Origin of the sequence: Clostridium niameyense (assembly GCF_001243045.1) — a bacterium.
GTDB lineage: Bacteria > Bacillota > Clostridia > Clostridiales > Clostridiaceae > Clostridium_F > Clostridium_F niameyense.
In genome coordinates this window covers 156,131-175,096 of record NZ_LN849007.1, presented here as the reverse complement: position 1 = coordinate 175,096, position 18,966 = coordinate 156,131, and the positions used below count along the sequence as shown (strand labels likewise).

General features: G+C 28.0%; 16 protein-coding genes, 1 pseudogene and 1 other annotated feature. Of the genes and pseudogenes, 7 read left to right on the top strand and 10 right to left on the bottom strand.

Annotated elements, in window-relative coordinates; translation table 11 throughout:
* Window positions 1-44 precede the first annotated feature (44 nt).
* From proS to BN1711_RS01880, 3 genes are all read right to left on the bottom strand, one after another.
* A complete protein-coding gene (proS, locus tag BN1711_RS01890) occupies window positions 45-1,481 on the bottom strand; it encodes a proline--tRNA ligase (RefSeq protein WP_050606511.1) in 1,437 nt (478 codons plus the stop codon).
* 60 nt (window positions 1,482-1,541) lie between these two features.
* Window positions 1,542-1,762 (bottom strand) — a binding site (T-box leader).
* A gap of 77 nt (window positions 1,763-1,839) precedes the next feature.
* Window positions 1,840-2,841, bottom strand: a complete 1,002-nt coding sequence (add, locus tag BN1711_RS01885) for an adenosine deaminase (protein ID WP_050606510.1) — start codon at window positions 2,839-2,841, stop codon at window positions 1,840-1,842.
* A gap of 272 nt (window positions 2,842-3,113) precedes the next feature.
* Window positions 3,114-4,265 (bottom strand): iron-containing alcohol dehydrogenase, encoded by a 1,152-nt coding sequence (locus BN1711_RS01880; RefSeq protein ID WP_050606509.1) that lies wholly within the window; start codon window positions 4,263-4,265, stop codon window positions 3,114-3,116.
* A gap of 293 nt (window positions 4,266-4,558) precedes the next feature.
* Here BN1711_RS01880 and BN1711_RS01875 point away from each other — a divergent pair.
* The 4 genes and pseudogenes from BN1711_RS01875 to BN1711_RS01860 form a co-directional block, all read left to right on the top strand.
* Window positions 4,559-5,383: pseudogene (locus BN1711_RS01875) on the top strand (transketolase); the annotation flags it as partial.
* Entirely contained in the window at window positions 5,383-6,309 is a 927-nt protein-coding gene (locus BN1711_RS01870) for a transketolase family protein (RefSeq protein WP_050606507.1), read from the top strand. The pseudogene BN1711_RS01875 and the gene BN1711_RS01870, both read left to right, overlap by 1 nt.
* A gap of 15 nt (window positions 6,310-6,324) precedes the next feature.
* Window positions 6,325-6,972 carry a transaldolase family protein gene (locus BN1711_RS01865; protein WP_050606506.1) on the top strand — a complete coding sequence of 216 codons (648 nt, stop codon included), beginning with the start codon at window positions 6,325-6,327 and terminating at the stop codon, window positions 6,970-6,972.
* A gap of 16 nt (window positions 6,973-6,988) precedes the next feature.
* Complete coding sequence (locus tag BN1711_RS01860; RefSeq protein ID WP_050606505.1) at window positions 6,989-8,542, top strand: BglG family transcription antiterminator; 1,554 nt, start codon at window positions 6,989-6,991, stop codon at window positions 8,540-8,542.
* Between the two features lie 83 nt (window positions 8,543-8,625).
* Here the strand turns inward: BN1711_RS01860 and BN1711_RS01855 are convergent, their stop codons facing one another.
* Together BN1711_RS01855 and BN1711_RS01850 are read right to left on the bottom strand one after the other, a co-directional pair.
* Entirely contained in the window at window positions 8,626-9,216 is a 591-nt protein-coding gene (locus BN1711_RS01855) for a YitT family protein (RefSeq protein ID WP_050606504.1), read from the bottom strand.
* A 67-nt stretch (window positions 9,217-9,283) separates the two neighbouring features.
* Window positions 9,284-10,000, bottom strand: a complete 717-nt coding sequence (locus BN1711_RS01850) for a ribulose-phosphate 3-epimerase (RefSeq protein ID WP_050606503.1) — start codon at window positions 9,998-10,000, stop codon at window positions 9,284-9,286.
* A gap of 292 nt (window positions 10,001-10,292) precedes the next feature.
* Here BN1711_RS01850 and BN1711_RS01845 point away from each other — a divergent pair, with 292 nt between their 5' ends.
* A complete protein-coding gene (locus BN1711_RS01845) occupies window positions 10,293-11,516 on the top strand; it encodes a 6-phosphofructokinase (RefSeq protein ID WP_050606502.1) in 1,224 nt (407 codons plus the stop codon).
* A gap of 52 nt (window positions 11,517-11,568) precedes the next feature.
* Entirely contained in the window at window positions 11,569-12,048 is a 480-nt protein-coding gene (locus BN1711_RS01840) for a PTS sugar transporter subunit IIA (protein WP_050606501.1), read from the top strand.
* Between the two features lie 83 nt (window positions 12,049-12,131).
* Here the strand turns inward: BN1711_RS01840 and BN1711_RS01835 are convergent, their stop codons facing one another.
* From BN1711_RS01835 to BN1711_RS01820, 4 genes are all read right to left on the bottom strand, one after another.
* Window positions 12,132-13,781 (bottom strand): PTS transporter subunit EIIC, encoded by a 1,650-nt coding sequence (locus BN1711_RS01835; RefSeq protein ID WP_050606500.1) that lies wholly within the window; start codon window positions 13,779-13,781, stop codon window positions 12,132-12,134.
* A 20-nt stretch (window positions 13,782-13,801) separates the two neighbouring features.
* Entirely contained in the window at window positions 13,802-15,196 is a 1,395-nt protein-coding gene (locus tag BN1711_RS01830; protein ID WP_243128189.1) for a Sapep family Mn(2+)-dependent dipeptidase, read from the bottom strand.
* Between the two features lie 358 nt (window positions 15,197-15,554).
* Window positions 15,555-15,983, bottom strand: a complete 429-nt coding sequence (locus tag BN1711_RS01825) for a hypothetical protein (RefSeq protein ID WP_050606499.1) — start codon at window positions 15,981-15,983, stop codon at window positions 15,555-15,557.
* 5 nt (window positions 15,984-15,988) lie between these two features.
* Window positions 15,989-17,377 (bottom strand): rhodanese-like domain-containing protein, encoded by a 1,389-nt coding sequence (locus BN1711_RS01820; RefSeq protein WP_050608416.1) that lies wholly within the window; start codon window positions 17,375-17,377, stop codon window positions 15,989-15,991.
* Window positions 17,378-17,695: 318 nt separating this feature from the next.
* Between BN1711_RS01820 and BN1711_RS01815 the strand changes: the two genes are divergently transcribed.
* Window positions 17,696-18,661 carry a hypothetical protein gene (locus BN1711_RS01815; RefSeq protein ID WP_050606498.1) on the top strand — a complete coding sequence of 322 codons (966 nt, stop codon included), beginning with the start codon at window positions 17,696-17,698 and terminating at the stop codon, window positions 18,659-18,661.
* An 83-nt stretch (window positions 18,662-18,744) separates the two neighbouring features.
* Here the strand turns inward: BN1711_RS01815 and BN1711_RS12495 are convergent, their stop codons facing one another.
* Window positions 18,745-18,897 carry a hypothetical protein gene (locus BN1711_RS12495; protein WP_164995925.1) on the bottom strand — a complete coding sequence of 51 codons (153 nt, stop codon included), beginning with the start codon at window positions 18,895-18,897 and terminating at the stop codon, window positions 18,745-18,747.
* Window positions 18,898-18,966: the final 69 nt, after the last annotated feature.

Below are 18,966 nucleotides of genomic sequence, written 5' to 3'. Positions count from 1 at the left end.
TTTCTGAAAATTAATAAAAAAAACAGGTTTAATAACCTGTTTTTTTAATATGCTTTTCCCCAGAATACCATTTTCTTAGCTTTCTTTCCACAACATACACATGTATCTGAAATTTCTTCTTGTTCAAATGGTATACATCTTGAAGTAGCTCCTGTTACTTCTTTAATCTTTTCTTCACATTCCTTATCACCGCACCACATAGCCTTTATAAATCCGCCTTTACTTTCAACTATTTCTTTAAATTCGTCAAGATCTTTAGCTATATTAGTCTTTTGTTCCATTCTTTTCTTAGCTTTTTCATACATTGAATTATGAATTTCATCTAGTAATTTAGGAATTTGTACTTCTAACTCATCCATAGGTACTATTATTTTTTCTCTACTATCTCTTCTAACTAATACCACTTGATTCTTCTCTATATCCTTTGGTCCTACTTCTAAACGAATAGGAACACCCTTCATTTCGTATTCATTAAATTTCCAACCTGGCATCTTATCAGTATCATCAAGTTTAACTCTTGCAATTTTAGATATTCTCTCTTTTAACTCATTAGCTTTATCTAAAACTCCTTCTTTATGTTGAGCCACTGGTACTATAACTACTTGAATTGGTGCTATTCTTGGAGGAACTACTAAACCACTATCATCTCCGTGTACCATTATTATTGCTCCCAACATTCTTGTTGTTACACCCCAAGAAGTTTGATGAACATTTTGAAGTTTTCCTTCTTTATCTGAATATTGTATACCAAAGGCTTTAGCAAAATGATCTCCTAAATAATGAGATGTTCCTGTTTGAAGTGCCTTTCCATCATGCATTAAACTTTCTATTGTATAGGTTGCTTTTGCTCCTGCAAATTTTTCCTTTTCTGTTTTTTGCCCCTTAATTACAGGTATAGCTAGCACTTCTTCAACATGTTTTGCATATATATTTAACATTTGTTCTGTTTCATGTCTAGCATCTTGTTCTGTAGCATGAATAGTATGACCTTCTTGCCATAAAAATTCTGTAGTTCTTAAAAATGGTCTTGTAGTCTTTTCCCATCTTACTACTGAACACCATTGATTATAAAGTTTAGGTAAATCTTTATAGGATTGAACTATTTTAGCATAGTGTTCACAAAATAAAGTTTCTGATGTAGGTCTTACACATAATCTTTCTGTAAGTTTTTCTTCCCCACCATGAGTTACCCACGCAACTTCTGGTGCAAATCCCTCTATATGTTCTTTTTCTTTATTTAATAAACTCTCTGGTATAAATACTGGCATATAAACATTTTGATGTCCTGTATCTTTAAATCTTTTATCTAAGTCCTTTTGAATCATTTCCCACATAGCATAAGCATAAGGACGTATAATCATACAACCTCTTACACTTGAATAATCTGCAAGCTCTGCTTTTTTTACTATGTCTGTATACCATTGTGCAAAGTCCTCATCCATTGGAGTTATGTCTTCAACAAATTTCTTGTCTTTTGCCATACAAAAGTCCTCCTTTTAAAATATTTATTATTTCTAAAAATAAAAAACCTCGAATCCCTAAATAGGGACCGAAGTTGTTATCGGCGGTACCACCCTTGTTAATATGTCTTAAAAGACATATTCAACTTGAATTTTTTAACGGAAATATCTCCGCTGTATCCTACTAATATTTCAGTACAGTACTCCAAGGCTGGTTCAAAACTTATCTTTTAGGATTTCTCATCAACTATCCCTTTCTGTTAAAAGTTTAGGTTTTTACTATTCCTCTTCTTTGTATTAATAATATTTATTTATCCAATTTTAATTATTATGATAAATTATATTACCAACATTGTCAATAGGTTAACAAAATAAATAACTATTTTAAATTCCATATTTCTTTCAATTTATTTTTAGTATTTAAATCTGCAAAGGACGCATCAATGCCATCAAAATATAACTTTTTATAATCTTCATAAGTTATATTAAAATTTGATTTAATAACTTCATACTCCTTAGTTAAATTAGTATTGGAAACTGTTCTATTGTCTGTATTTATAGTAGTTCTTATTCCATCTTTATAAAAATCATAAATAGGATGATTATAAATCTTATCTACCGCTTTTGTTTGAATATTACTTGTGGGGCAAACTTCAAGGGTAATACCTTTCTCCTTTACCATATTATAAGCACTGTCACAATTCTTTATAAATATACCATGACCAATTCTTTCAGCTCCAAGCATTTCAATTGCATCAACTACATTTTCTCCTACTCCTGCCTCTCCTGCATGAATAGTCACTCTATATCCTAAATCTTTTGCAATCTTAATGGGCTCTATAAAATTTTTGCAAAAGCCAGCTTCCTCATTACCACATAAATCTACTGCTACTACCCCTCTGCCTATAAAGTTTTTACTTTTCTTTATCACATCAATCATAGTGTTCTTTGGCATATGTCTTAAAAATGAAAGAATTAAATTTGCCTTTATATCAAATTCATCTTCCGCTTTCTTTATTCCCTCTAAAACACTTTCTATTACTTCTTCTACTGTTAATCCCTTTTCAATATGTAATAATGGCGCAAATCTTATCTCCATATATTTTACATTCTCGTTATATGCATCCTCTAATAGTTCGTATGTAATTCTTTTTAAACTATATTTAGATTGCATAACCTGTACTGGTATATCAAATCTCTTAAGATATTCTCTAAGGGATTTGCACTCCATAGGCGCTATTAATAATTCTTTTACTCCTTCAATATTATAACTAGATATAAGTATATTTTCTTTTTTTGCTATATCTATAACTGTTTCAGGCCTAATACTACCATCTAAATGGCAATGTAATTCTACTTTAGGTAACTTTCTAAAATCCATGTTTACCTCCATATAAATGCACTGAAATAAAAAATCCTAATTATAAAGAAAACTAACATCTTTATAATTTTCTCCGCATTCAGAAATTGTAAGTTCTTGTAAGAACCTCAAAGCCCCATTATTAGGTTTATACGAAAATTATATTTTATAATTATTTTATCATAAGAGCATAAAACTTTCTATAAAAGTTATAATCCTTATAATTATTTCATCTTTTAAATCCATATATTAAAAATAAAATTTTATTTATATTCTATATAAATCCTTATTATTTAATATGATTGTTTAATTATCTCTTGAAGTTCTTCTTTAGTTCCAAAAGGTAAGAATCCTAATATTGGTGATTCTAAAACTTCTTGTAATTGTTCCTTTGAAACATTAAAATCTCTTAATCTCTTTTTTAATCCTAATTTACTTAAGAATTTATTTAACTCATTATATAGTTCCCCTGCTGCCTTCTCATCTTCTTCATTATTTAAATCATTATTAAATAACCTAGCTACCGTTGCAAATTTATTAATATAACTTATATAATATTTTTTTACAAATGCGGGAAATATCACAGCTAAAGCTTCCCCGTGAGGTATATTAATAATTCCTCCTATTATCTCAGATAGTGGATGTGGTGCCGCTGCCCCTACATTAGCTAAACTACTACCTGCCAAAGTATCAGCAATAGCTAAATTTTCCCTATATTTTATATTTTCTCCTTGATCAAAAGCACCTTGTAAATTATTTATTACTAACTCCATAGCTTTTAATGATTGAATTTCTGTAATAACTGAAGAATTTTTATTTATATAACTTTCAAAGGCATGGGTAAAAGCGTCAAATCCAGTAGACGCAGTTATTCTAGGTGGAAGTGTTTTCATAAGTTCTGGATCTACAATGCACTCTTTAGAAAAATTATCTGGATGAAAAATTGTATTTTTATTCTTTCCTATAGATATTACTGAAGCTTGAGTTACTTGACTTCCTGTTCCTGATGTAGTTGAAACTGCTATCAAAGGTAAACCTTTTTCACTTAAACTATCATACTTTATAAAAGGACTTGTATAATCTGAAAATAATCTTTCCCAATCTATACTCTCTAAACCATTAGTTAAAGCAATAATTTTACCTGTATCTATACTTGATCCTCCACCAACTGCTAAAACAAAATCAAAATCTTCTCTTTTTGCTATTTTAAATCCTTCATTAACAATTTCAATGGTTGGATTAGAAAGTACCTTATCAAAATGTATAACTTCTATATTTTCATTACTTAAAATTTCTTTTACTCTTGTATATAGCTTGTCTAAAGGTGTCTCGTTAGGAGTTGTTACAAGTAAACATTTTTTACCATACTTTGCAGCAACCTCACCTAATTCTTTTAATTTCCCTATTCCAAAATGAATTCTTGATGGTTGATAATAATTAAACATATATTATTCCTCCTATTTAAATAATATTTATAATTCTATACCTAAACTTTATTTTATTAATTAAAATTATAGGTTTTTAGATTTTTATGTTCAATACTATTATTAGTAACAAAAATTAACTAAAGCTTATGGAAAAAATTAAACAATACTTTTAAATAATTAGTCATTTTATACCATAACAATATGGTAATTTAATTAAAGTTTTAAGTTAGTAAATTTAATTAATTTCTAGTGTATAATAAATTTTAAATAACTATGCTTAAACTTTTTTAAACTTAAAATACAAGGAGGTTTCTCTATTGGATATAGATTTTTTAAATAAAAAAGCTACAGAAATAAGAAAAAATATAATAAAAATTATTACTGAGGCATCCTCAGGTCACCCAGGTGGTTCACTTTCTGCTGTAGAAATATTAACTTCTCTATACTTTAATGAAATGAATATTAATAAGGAAAACATATATGATAAATCTAGAGATAAGTTTGTACTGTCAAAGGGACATGCATCCCCGCTTCTATACTCAGTACTATCTGAAAAAGGGTTTATAGATAAAAATGAATTGGGATCATTTAGAAAAATCAATTCTAAACTTCAAGGACACCCTAATATGAATTATATACCAAGCATTGATATGTCTACTGGCTCCTTAGGTCAAGGAATTTCCACTGCAGTTGGAATGGCTTTATCTTATAAAATACATAACGATAAATATAGAGTATATACTCTTTTAGGAGACGGAGAACTTGAAGAAGGACAAGTGTGGGAAGCGGCTATGACAGCTACTCATTATAAATTAGATAATCTTCTTGCCATTATTGATTTTAACGGTTTACAAATAGATGGGGAAATAACTAATGTTATGAATCCTACTCCTATTGATAAAAAATTTGAAGCTTTTGGTTGGAATGTTATAACAGTAGATGGACATAACTTTGAAGAACTTATAAATGCATATAAAATTGCTAAAAATACCAAAGAAATGCCAACTGTTATAATTGCTAAAACTATAAAAGGAAAAGGTATATCTTTTATGGAAAATCGACCTGAATGGCATGGTAATGCTCCATCCAAAGAACAATGTGAATTAGCTCTCAAAGAATTAGGAGGTATTAAGTAATGAGTAAAATAGCAACAAGAGAAGCCTATGGAAATACTCTAGCTCAATTGGTAAAAGAAGATGATCATATAATAGTTTTAGATGCCGATCTTTCTAAATCAACTAAAACTTGTGAAGCAAAGAAAGCTAATCCTGCCAAGCATATTAATATTGGTATAGCAGAAGGAAATATGATGTCTATAGCTGCAGGGCTATCTACCTGTGGAAATACGGTATTTGCTAGTACTTTTGCAATATTTGCAGCCGGAAGAGCTTTTGAGCAAATAAGAAACTCCATATGCTATCCAAGATTAAATGTTAAAATATGTGCCACCCATGCTGGAATAACTGTAGGAGAAGATGGTGCATCACATCAAGCCATAGAAGATTTAGCTATTATGAGAAGTCTTCCAAATATGACTGTTATCTCCCCTTGTGATAGTGTAGAAACTGAAGCTGTCATTAAAGCCGTTGCAAAATATGACGGTCCTTGTTATGTAAGACTTGGAAGACTTGCAGTTGAAACTATAAATTCAAAAAATTATTCCTTTGAACTAGGTAAAGGTGTCATACTAGAAGAAGGAGATGATGTTGCTATTATTGCTACTGGCTTTATGGTTCAACAAGCTCTAAAAGCCAGTCATGTTCTTAGAAAACAAGAAATAAATGCATATGTAGTAAACATTCATACCATTAAACCTATAGATAAGGAACTGATAATAAATTTAGCTAAAAAAAGTAAACTAATAGTTACTTGTGAAGAACATAACGTTATAGGTGGATTAGGTTCTGCTGTAAGTGAAGTTCTTAGTCAATATGAACCTGTTAAGTTAGCTATGGTAGGAATTAATGATACATTTGGAGAAAGTGGTAAACCAGATGCTCTTATAAAAAAATACGGCTTATCTGTTGAACATATAGTTAATACAGTTAAATATAATTTATAATTGGGGGCGAATATTATGAAATATATAATAGATACTGCTAACTTAAATGAAATAAAGGAAGCCTTATCTTTAGGAATTTATGGTGTTACAGCTAATCCTTCTATGTATTTAAAAGAACAAATTAAATTTTATGATTTTTTAAGAGAAGTAAATTCACTAAATCCTAATTTTTTATCTGCTGAAGCTATGGGATCATCTTTAGAAGAAATGCTAAATAATGTAGATGGTATATTATCTATTAATCCTAATATTATAATAAAAATTAATTTTTCTTCTTTAGGCCTTAAGTTAGTTAATATATTAAGTAAAAAAGGAATTAAAACAGCTGTTACTTTAATATTTAATATAACCCAAGCAACTCTAGCTATAAATGCCGGAGCTGATTATATATTCCCATTCATAGGTAGAAATGATGCAATTGGTGTTAGTGGATTAGAAACTCTTAACAATATATGTACTATAATTAAAGAAAACAATTATAGTACTGAAGTTGTAGCTGCATCTATTAAAAATGTATATCATTTGCAAGAAGCTGCTTTAGCTGGTGCACACTATTCTGCTGTAAACCATTCCACATTAAAACAAGCTATTTTTCATGAGTTGACGGCACAAGGTGAGAAAAAGTTTATAGAAGACTGGCAAAACTTATGTAATATTAAATAAAAATTAGGAGGAAATTATGATAAATAAAAGGTTAGTGTCAATATGTGAAATTCTTTTAAGGGAAAATAAATACATAACTGTAGAATCAATTTCTAAAAGCTTAAGTTTTTGTAATAAAACTATAAGAAATGATCTTACAATAATTGAAAAATGGATGAATGAATTTGACCTAACCCTCGATAAGAAAACAGGTGTTGGGATTGCTATACAAGGTGATGAAAAACTAAAGCTTAGTGTTTTAAATGATATAATAGAAAGAGTAAACGTAGTTGAGTGTTTCTCACCTGAAGATAGAAGGATTTATATCTTAGAACAATTATTCACCTGTGAATATAATATTAGAATTAGAGAGCTTTCACAAGCTCTCTATGTTAGTCGTGCAACTATACATAAAGACCTAATATTTGTATCAGATTGGCTTAATAAATATAAAATTAAACTCATAAGAAAAACCAATCGCGGACTTGAAATACAAGGCAAGGAAAGAAATTATAGAAAAGCTATTTATTCTTTAATTCATTTAAATAAAACTTACTCTCAGCTAAAAAATTTAATGGACTGTGAGGATTCTGAAATTGATACAAAATCATTAAAAACTTTAAAAAGACTCATTGACATAGATTTTAAAATGTTACAAAAGATAGTTTTATCCCTAAACTCCTTTATTCAATATAATCTATCCGATGAATCCTTACTATCCTTACTCATTCATATTTCAATAACTATAAAAAGAATTTCTTCTAATAAATATGTAATATTATCAGATTCATTCTTATCACAACTAAAATCATTAAAAGAATTTATTATATCAGAAGAACTTTGTAGAAAATTAGAGGATTATTATAATATTAAATTCTCTGACCAAGAAATAGGATATTTATTAGTACATATTTTTGCTTGTAGAAAGGGTTCTACCAAAAAAAATAATGTGGAAACTAACAATTCAATAGAATCAAATAATGTAGAAGTTTTACCCATATGTAATGAATTAATAGATTTTTGGGGCAACTCTTTAAACATTTGTCTGAAAAATGATTATAAACTGCAAAATTCTCTAATTTCACATTTACAGCCTACTATAACACGTATTAAATATGGATTAAATTTAAATAATCCATTGTTGAATGATATAAAAAGCTTATATCCCAAAACCTATAATATTGTTAAAAATTCTTCATATATATTCTCAAAGTTTTTATCTTGTGACATTGACGAAAATGAAATAGGCTATCTTACTCTTCACTTAGCCAACGCAATAGATAGAATAAAACAGCCTCTTAGAACGCTTGTTATATGTCATTGTGGTATTGGTGCTTCCAATCTACTTACGACTAAATTAAAACAGGAGTTTAATTTAATCGAACTAAAAAATATGAAGTCTTCTACTTTTATCACTGATGAGGATTTAAAAGATATTGATTTAATTATATCTACAGTTCCATTAGATTTAGATAAAAAGGTTATTATAGTCCCCCCCCTTCTCCGAAAACAAGATATTCTTAGATTAAACTTAATAATAAAAAATTTATATGTAGAAAAAAATAGTTTATCATTAAAATGTGGACTGTAAAATTAAAATATTATACGAAGTATTATGTATTATTAGTAAACTAATAATACATAATACTTTTTTCGTAAATAACAACTTATTTTCTATTTTTTTCTATATCTATTTACTATAAGATTTATAGTATTTATTATTATAAATAATGAAATTAATGAATAAATTGATATCATATAATTTTTGCTGATAATTCCTGATCCTATAACTATACTACCATCTAATATAAATAATATTATAGGCATCTTTATAAATTTTATAATCTTATTTATAAGCATAGCCGCAAGATCTGTTCCACCTGTTGTGCAATCCCTTACTATAGCTATACCAATAGCTAGTCCTACTAATACCCCTCCTAAAAGAGCTGCCATAAATAAATTATTTGTGATATGAACTTGAGGTATTAACTTTAAAAAAATAGGCCCCATTATGGTTATATATAAAGTTTTTATACCAAAACTTTTTCCTAAAAATAATATCCCCATTATTAATAATGGTCCTGATATTCCTAACGTCATATACTCTACAGGAAAGCCAAAAAATTTACTTGATATTATAGCTAATCCAGTTATTCCTCCAGGTGCAAGCATATGCTCCTTAAAAAACATATTTACAGCAATAGCCATTAATATACTTGATATAGTAATTAAAATATAGTCCTTAATCAGTTCATTATTTTTCATATTTATACTCCTTAACTAACCTTAATATAAAAATCTCTCATTAATTAATGAGAGATTTTTAAAACAATTATTTTAAATTAAACTTCTCAGCTGCTTTATCTATTGCTTCTCTGCATTCATTAACTCCGCCAGCAATACCCTTTTCGTTTCTAAATATAGCTGATGAAAGAACAACTACATCTGGATTACATTCTATTAATTTTTCTAAATTATTAGCACGTATTCCTCCATCAATTGCTAATTCACACTTTGGATTTTTTTCATCTATCATTTTCCTTGCTCTTTTTATCATATCGATAGCACTTCTTCTCCAACCCCAATTTTCTTGTCCGTCTGTTTCATCTACTCCATGAACAACAAGATGCAATCTATCAATATCATATATTGCTTCTTCCACAAAACATAAAGGTGTGTAACATCCTATTGTTAAACCTACTTTTATTCCAAACTCCCTACAATAATTTATAATATAAGCAAGTGGGGCACCTAAGAATTGTTCTGCTGGTATTATAAGCATATTACAACCAACCTTAGCTAGTTTTTCAATAAATAATCTATCACATTCTCTCGTATATATATGACATTCTATAGGCTTATCTGTTATAGGTCTAATTCCTTCTATTATTTGATGCCCTCCCATAAGTTGCATATTTCTTAAATCATACATATCTGCAGCATCTGAATGTACATAATCTGCACCGGCATCAACTGCTTCCTTTACTACTGCTGCTATATTACCATAATTAACATGTGCTAATCCTGCTGCTATTTTTATATGTTTCATACTTTATTCCTCCTTAAAACTTTTTACACTACCATAATTATTTCATGAACTGAATTTAACCTCGATAAATTCATATTACACTCTCTAAAACCCCCTAGTCAATGGCTTAACCCTATCTTAAACTTACCTTTATATTATGGTAATTAATGAACATTTTATAACAGTATTGTTAGTTCATAAATTACCACTTTCTTATGGTAGTTATTGTACTTCTCTAATTTATTGAATTGCCGTTGCTTTGTACTTATAATTTTAATTAAAAGCAACTATCAACAAATAAAGGAGTGATTAAATGAGAAATTGTATCATTGCTCAATCAGGAGGTCCTACAGCAGTAATTAATTCATCTGTAGTTGGAATATATGAAAAAAATATGAAAGATAAATATTTTGATAAAGTTTACTTTAGCATTAATGGAATTGAAGGAATTTTAAACGAAAATATATTAGATACAGACTGCATTTCTAAATCTAAAATTTTAAATTTAAAGCTTACTCCCTCCTCTGGGTTAGGCTCTTGTAGATATAAATTATGTGATTTTAACCAAGATGATAGTGATTATAAAAAAGTATTATCAATATTGAAAAAATATAATATTGATACCTTTTTTTACATAGGTGGAAATGATTCTATGGATACCATACTAAAATTTTCTCAATATATAAAGAAAACACATGATAATATTAAGTTTATAGGTATTCCTAAAACCATTGATAATGATCTTTTAGGTACAGATCATTGTCCAGGTTTTGGTTCTGCAGCAAAACTCATTTCTACTATAACATTAGAAACATTTTTAGATACTTCTGTTTATATAGATAATGGTATTTTTATATTAGAAACTATGGGTAGAGATACAGGATGGCTAGCTGCCTCTGCTACTCTAGCTAAATTAAATGATAAATCAGTAGTAGATTTTATTTATTTACCTGAAATAGCATTTAGCAAAGAAAACTTTTTAAAAGATGTAGAAAATTTATATAAAAAAAAGAAACATGTTTTTATTGTTGTTTCTGAAGGTATCAAAGATAGTTATGGAAACTTTATATCAGAAACAATAGGTTTATCTCATGATAAATTTTCTCATAAACAATTAGGTGGAGCATCAAAGGTATTAAAAGATTTAATCATACAGTCGAAAATTACATCAAGAGTTAAAATTTTAGAATTAGGAATTATTCAAAGATGCTCAATGCATTGCGTATCTAAAACAGATCTGCAGGAAGCTTATAATGTAGGTGCCTATGGTATTGAACTATCTAAAAATAACTGTACAGGAGTTATGTCCTCAATTTCTAGAATTAATAATGACAACTATAAAAGCTCCATTGGATATGAGGATTTGTCTAACATAGCAAATAAAACTAAGTATTTTCCTGAAAAATGGATTAATTCAGAGGGAAACAATGTAACGGAAGATGCCTTTAACTATATTTTACCTTTGACTAAAGGAAATATAGATTTAAAATATATAAATGGGATACCTTACTATTCTAATATTTATAATAAATTTTAATATGGAAAGGATGTGAATTTTAAGTTTCTTTTGTAGAGGCTTAAATAAAATTATGTTTAATTTTTTAAAGAAAAATTTAGAATTATTATCTCCTACCGATGGTGTAACATTTGATTTATCTCAAATGCCTGATCCGGTATTTGCTCAAAAAATGTCAGGAGATGGTGTTGCTATAGACACTACCGGTAATACTTTTGTAGCTCCTGCAGACGGAGAACTTACATTTATATTTAATACTAATCATGCTTATGCATTGACTTTAGACAATGGTATTGAAATATTAGTACATATAGGTGTTGATACAGTAGAATTAGAAGGTAAGGGCTTTAAAAGACTTATAGAACCTGGTAAAAAAGTAAAAGCTGGAACACCAATTATTGAAATAGACAGAGACTTTATAACATCTAAAGGATATTGTTTATCTACCCCTATATTAATCACTAATGTAGAAAAATTAAAATCAATAACTCCTGTATTAAATACAAAAACAGTAGCAGGAGAAACTTCTGTAATAAGTTATAAAATAAAATAATTTTATTACTTAAATAAAAAAATCATCAGCTAAGCTGATGATTTTTTAGTTTATTCTCTCAATAACTTATAGTAAAGTATTATTTAGTCCATATTAAAGTGTGATTTTATCTTAGATACTAAAGTTATAACTCTAGGACCATATATAATTTGTAAAGATTTCTTCCTTCTAACAACTCCGCTGGCATCTAATTCATTAACCCATATATCATCTACAGCGGATTTTTCCACATCTTTTAATTCTACTCTTAATCTAGTTGCACAATTTGTTAAATTTTCTATATTATCAACTCCGCCCAAGGCATCTACAATTCCTAAAATTAATCCTAATTCACTGTCATTTTTATCTTTATTACCTGCTTTTTTATCATTTGAATGATTTTTGTTTTCTTTATCTCTATACTCCTTTTTTGAATATAACTTAACTTCTTTTATATCTCCACGACCTGGTGTTTTTAAATCAAATTTTTCAATTACAAACTTGAATATAAAATAAACTACTACAAAGAATATTGGTATTAAAAATACTAATGGCCAAGCATGTACTTTTTGCGGTTGTAAAAGATTAGGGAACATATTTCTAAAAGCCTCCCCCATAATTGAAACATTAAATGCCTCTGTTAAAACATATGTTAATCCTGATAATGGTACATATATTAAAAAATATACCATAGGGGCTACAAATAAGAAAGTATATTCTATAGGTTCAGTAATTCCAACTAACATAGCTGTTATTATTGCCGGTACCAAAATACTTGCTGCTTTCTTTTTATTTTCAGGTTTAGCTGTTCTATACATAGCTAAAGCTGCTGCAGGCAATATAGCAAAATGAATTAATAAACGTCCTGTTGTAAAGTTACGAGTTATATACCCCAAGCTATTTGGATCTCCCATTTGAGCCATCTTTATGTTATTAACACCTTCATAAACATGTCCACCAATCTTCATAACTCCACCTACACTAGTATATTCAATTGGAAATGCAATTAAATGGTGTATTCCAAAAGGTAATAATGTTTTATCTAAAGCTCCAAAAATAAATGTTCCAAACAATCCACTCTTACCTATAAACATACCTACGGCAGATAATCCTGCTCCAAGAAATGGCCATACTAAATACATAGCTATTCCTAATGGTATAGCTACAACAAACATCATTATTTGTGAAAATCTAGGTCCTGCAAAGAATGATAATGCATTACATAATTGTTTTTCACAATATTTATTGTGAACCATACTTGCCACAAATCCTGATATTATCGCACCAAAAATACTACAATCAAACGTAAATATTCCTAAGAAAGTTGTATATAAAGAACTTTGATTCATTGCTTTTTCTTGTGATAATCCTGCCTTTATAAAGGCATCTACTGTTGTAGTATCTGGATTTAATCCACTAATACCAAGTAAAGTACTAATTACTGTATGCATACCAATAAATAAAACTAGTCCTCCTAAAGCTCCCCAACCTTTTTCCTTCTTTGATAATCCAAAGGCTATTCCTACTGTGAAGAATATTGGCAAAAATCTCATTACCATAAATCCCAAATCATTTATTATTTTAAAGAAAGCATATAAGATGCCTCCCTTATATATAACTGAGGCTAATCCAAGTGCTTGTACATTTTCTGGATTTACAAATGCTGCCCCTAGTCCTATAAACACCCCTGCTACAACCAATAATATAACTGGTATCATCATTGCCCCTGCAATAACTTGCAACTTATCTTTCATAATATAATCCTCCTCTTAAGTTATTTACATGCTAATAAGTATATAGATTGACAATATATTTCTATAGCTTTATATAGTGTTTCTAATTTAATATTTTCATTAGATTTATGAGAATTAGGAGTATCCCCTGGCATTGTTGGTCCAAAAGCTACACCCTCATTTAAAACCCTTGCATAGGAAGCTGCTCCCTTTGAAAATAAACTTGGCTCTTCCCCTATAACGTTTTCATAAGCTTTTTTTAAACTTTTAATCAATTCACTGTTTTCATCAACATAAATAAAATCTAACTCTTTATCAGTACTTAATTTTAAATTATTTATTGTTGCTATTTCTTCAAATCTTCTTTTTATAAATTCTTTTTTTATATTCTTTGGATATCTAAAATCAAATTTAATTTCAAAATCAGTGTCACTGTAATATATATCCATTAAACACATTGTAGTACTTCCCATTTCTGAATCTTCTTTTTGTAATCCTACCTTTTCCCCATATATAGAATCAATAAAATATTCATCTAACAACTTTGCTAAACTTTTACCCTTATTATTTAAATTCTTTATTCTATTTAAATCTCTTCCAAACTTAAATAAAGCATTTATACCTTTATGTGGATTCCTAGATAATGAATTTTTTCCACTGTATATAGCAGTTACTTCTCTTTCTTTTACTCTAATATAATCCGCTTCTTTAAGATATTCTCTAAGTTCTAAAGCATTGTTAGTTAAAAAGCTTACTTTACAGTAATCACAAACAAATCCTTGTTTATTGTTTGTTTTTATATCTATAAGATTATGTATTCCATATAAGTCCGTATTCTTAAAAGATTTAAAACTATAATAAAATATGCCTTTTTCTCCATTTACTATTGGAAAGTCTCCATCGGGAGAGAATCCATATTTAGGTTGGGGATTTTTTGAAAAGTAATGCTCCATACATTCCCATGTAGTCTCTTCTGCTCCACCAATTATTAATCTAACTCTTCTTTTAAATTTTATATCTAACTCCTTAATAATTTTCAAAGCATATAACGCTGCCACTAAAGGGCCCTTGTCATCGTTTACACCCCTTCCATAAATATATCCACTTCTTTCTACCAATTGGAAAGGATCTGTATCCCATTCTTCTTTATCAAATATAGGAACTACATCTAAATGTCCAAGTATTCCTATAATTTCACTTCCTTCTCCACATTCAAGATGAATTGCATACCCATCAAAATCTTCCACTTTGAAATTATCTCTATTACCAAATTCAATAAATTTATCAAATGCATTTCTTATGTCTAAGCCAAAAGGTGCATTATAAGATTTTGTATTTAAATCTCTAATAGAAGGTATCTTGACTAATTCACTTATATCATTTTTTATATCTTCTTCTTTTTCTTTTATTAGACGTTTAATATTATGATTTTGCAAAATTATCTTCTCCTTCCTCTTAAAGATTAAAGAGGCCATTAAATTTTTGTTCAGTTCACCCTTTAATTATATTTGTAAAATAAAACCTTTTCAATGTTCCCATTATTTAAAAAAATTACCATAATAATATGGCAAAATGTTTCACTAAATAAAAATATTCTAAATTTTTATACATTTATATAGTTTATTAAATTTTTATTGAATAAAATCTGTTTATTCTATATATTATTGAGTTTTAGTCCTAATAAAATCATAAACATTGTTTTATAATGTATAACTTTGTAAAATTAAAAACAATTTATATTTAAATAAAACATAAAAAATTGTGAATGACTTTATTTATGTCATTCACAATTTTTTATAATAATTTTATTGATACTGTAATCAAAATTTGAATAATTAAATTAATCTCAAACACCATTACAAAATAATAATATGCCAACATATCTATAAAAGTATTACTATGTATAACATAATAAGTAACTATTGCAAACACTGTAACCAAACTAAATTGTATGTTATAAAAAATACTCTTTTTACTTTTTATAGCTAGAATTACAAATACTATAAATAATATGGCTATTATTAAAAGTATATTACTATGAAGATTTAAATTCGTAGTAGAATATATCCCCTGTTCATATTCATATCTTTTGTAATAAATATGGTGCGCTAATCCACCCTTTATCTCCGCTAAACTATTAAGTTTAAAAACAGTAAAAATAAGAAATAATTGTATTATTAATGCCATGGTATATAATATAGCTTTTATTTTTTTAAATTTCATAACTTCTACTTTCCTTTAGGGCCTCCTGTTTCTATAGGATTTTTAGGATTTTTAGGATTATTACTCCAACCAATCCATCCATCACTATATAAAGATGTATTATCAAATCCCATAACATTAGCATAAGTTAATACTTCTGATGCACGCCAACCGCTTCCACACATAAATGATAAATGTTTGTTGATATCTATACCTGCATTTTTCCACAAGTTTAATATTTCATCAGCATTTCTCATAGTTTTATCCACGTTACGATAATAATCTAAAGCATAAGAATCCCCAATTCCTGCATATCCATATACAGATCCAGGTATACGACCTTTCTTCTTATGATAACTATATCCAGTAATTTTTCCTATATGTTCTTCCCAAGTGCGATTATCTACCAATGTAAATTCATTAGGTTTTTTTAATCCTTCTTTTGCTTCTTCTACAGTATCAATTAAATTAGGATTCATTGGTATTTTTCCACCAAAATCATCAACTGGTGTAGCTTTATGGCTTTCCGTTTCAACTTTATATCCTGCTGAAGTCCAAGCAGTTAATCCACCATTTAATACTCTTACATCTTTTACTCCCATATAACGAAGTATTACTGCAAGTCTATATGCTGCCATAGGTTCTTCTCCTGTTAAAATTACAGCATCATCCTTTGTAAATCCATAATTCTTAGCAAATTGAGTAAGTTTATCATCACTTGCTAACATCCATGCTGGCGGATTTTTAGTTGGTGGTTCTATAATATCTGTATTCACATGAAAACTTGTTGGTACATGACCCTTTGCATAGGAAGTTTTTTCTTCTCCCCAACTTACCTCAACTATTTTAACCTTTTTTCCTTTTTCAAAAGTTTCTGGTGTTTTTCCATCTATAACATCCTTAACTACTTTTGCTGGTACTATCATTTCAAAATTCTTATATTTTTTCATTGGAAGGCTTTTATTTTTAGCCCACTCTTTTACATCATAAGTATATAATTTTTTATATCCTTTTTTGCTTAGATATTCTGCAACTTGATTTGCATCTTTACCATTAGAATCATATAATATTACATTTTTATTCTTATCGATTTTTTTAGTTTTAAGAACTTCATCTAATTTTTTATCTTTATCCTTATCATCCACCTTTAACCAATTAGCTGAGAAGTCAACTGCCCCATCTATATGTCCCCCTCTAGTTACTCCGTCTAATTTCCATCCATTAAAAGCATCATTAATTCTAGTATCTACTATAACCCATTGTTTATCTTTTAATTTCTTATTTAATTCATTTGTAGATATAGATTTTATTAACTCATTCTTATCTTCTGATTGTTTTCTTTCCTTTTTAGCACACGCGCTTAAAGTAAATATACCTATTATTAATACTAATAATAAACAAGAAACTTTTTTCATTTTTTTCACTTATTTTCTCTCCTCCGTTTTAAAAATTTACATTTTTCTACAAAACTAATTAATATAATATCATAAAAAATTTTTTCATGTTTGATTATTAGAATTTATTATATATATTATATTATCTATAGTTTTTTATAATAACTCTGCAGAATAAAAAATATATTATTTATTTATGGAATTATAAGAATATTGGAAATAATTAATTATATACAAACGTTAAAATTTTTGTTATACTTTTAACATAAACAAATTATTAACATTCTATTAATAATTTATAAACCGAATTAAAACAATATAGTAAAGGATGATGAAATTATGAAAAAAACAGCATTAGTATTATTATTAAGTGGAGTATTACTAGCTGCCCCTATATCAGCAATTAAAGCCTATGACAAAGATATTACACTTCCAACAGAAAAAGTTGCGGTAGTTGATGGTAAGATTAAATCTCAAATAACTATTGATAAAGACGTATCTTTAGTAGATCCTTGGTTATATGTAGATATAAAACTTGATGCTCTTAAATCTAAGCAAGGTAAAATCAACTATGCAGAGTTAGCATTAAAAAGAGCCTACGCATTTATGAACGATAGTTCCTTATCCTTAAAGGACGGAGATTTTTCAATTATATTAAATAATGGATTTGTTATAAATAAAACCAATTTTCATGATAAAAAAATAACTGATATGGCTAAAAAAGAAATATTAGATAAGGATTTCTATAGAGGAGATACATTATTTAAGGTAGCTTTCCTTTATAATAATAATTCCGTTGAAAGGACTACTTATTGGAAGCTTATAGATACTATAGATCTTCCTGCTGGTTCTAGTCATGTATTAAATAAAACTTACACTGTAGGTATTACTCAAGATGAAGAACTTGGTATGGGACAAGCTTTAGGATTAAAGCTTATAAGTGAGGTAAGTGCAGGAGCTGGTATAGATTACAAATTTGCTTCAGCTAAAATAGCTTCTAAATTAAATGCTGACTTAAATTTCAATATATCAAAGAATTTCAAGGATAATAAGCAAGTTAAATCTTCATTTGAAAGCACTACAAAAATTTCATATAGTCCTTCTGACAAGGATAAGGTAATTTTAAGATACCAATTAGTTGATAACTATAAAGTGGCTCCTAAACAATTTAAGGAGGGTACTATTAAATTAGAAAATCAAATGAATCAAGGTGGTATTAATATAGTAAAAGTAGCTCCATCTGCTGGTGATAAAGGAATTGATGCTCCTATAGATAAAATATTCGATATAACTTTATATAAATAAAAAATTTAAATCCCTATAAATAAAATTTATTAAAACTTTTAAATAAGTATTGGTAGCAATTAGATATTGCTACCAGTATTTTATTACTTATCAAAGAGTCCCCCACCATTACTACTTCTTCTTCCCTTTTGAGCGCAGCCCATACTTTTTTTAGGTCTATTATTATTTTTGGTATTTGATCCTTTTTTCTTCTTTTCTTCAATAAGTTTTCTCATCATTTCCATACTTTTATTCATGATTCATTCCTACCTTTATAATTTATTTATTCTTTCAATATTATCATAAATAAATTATACACAAAAATG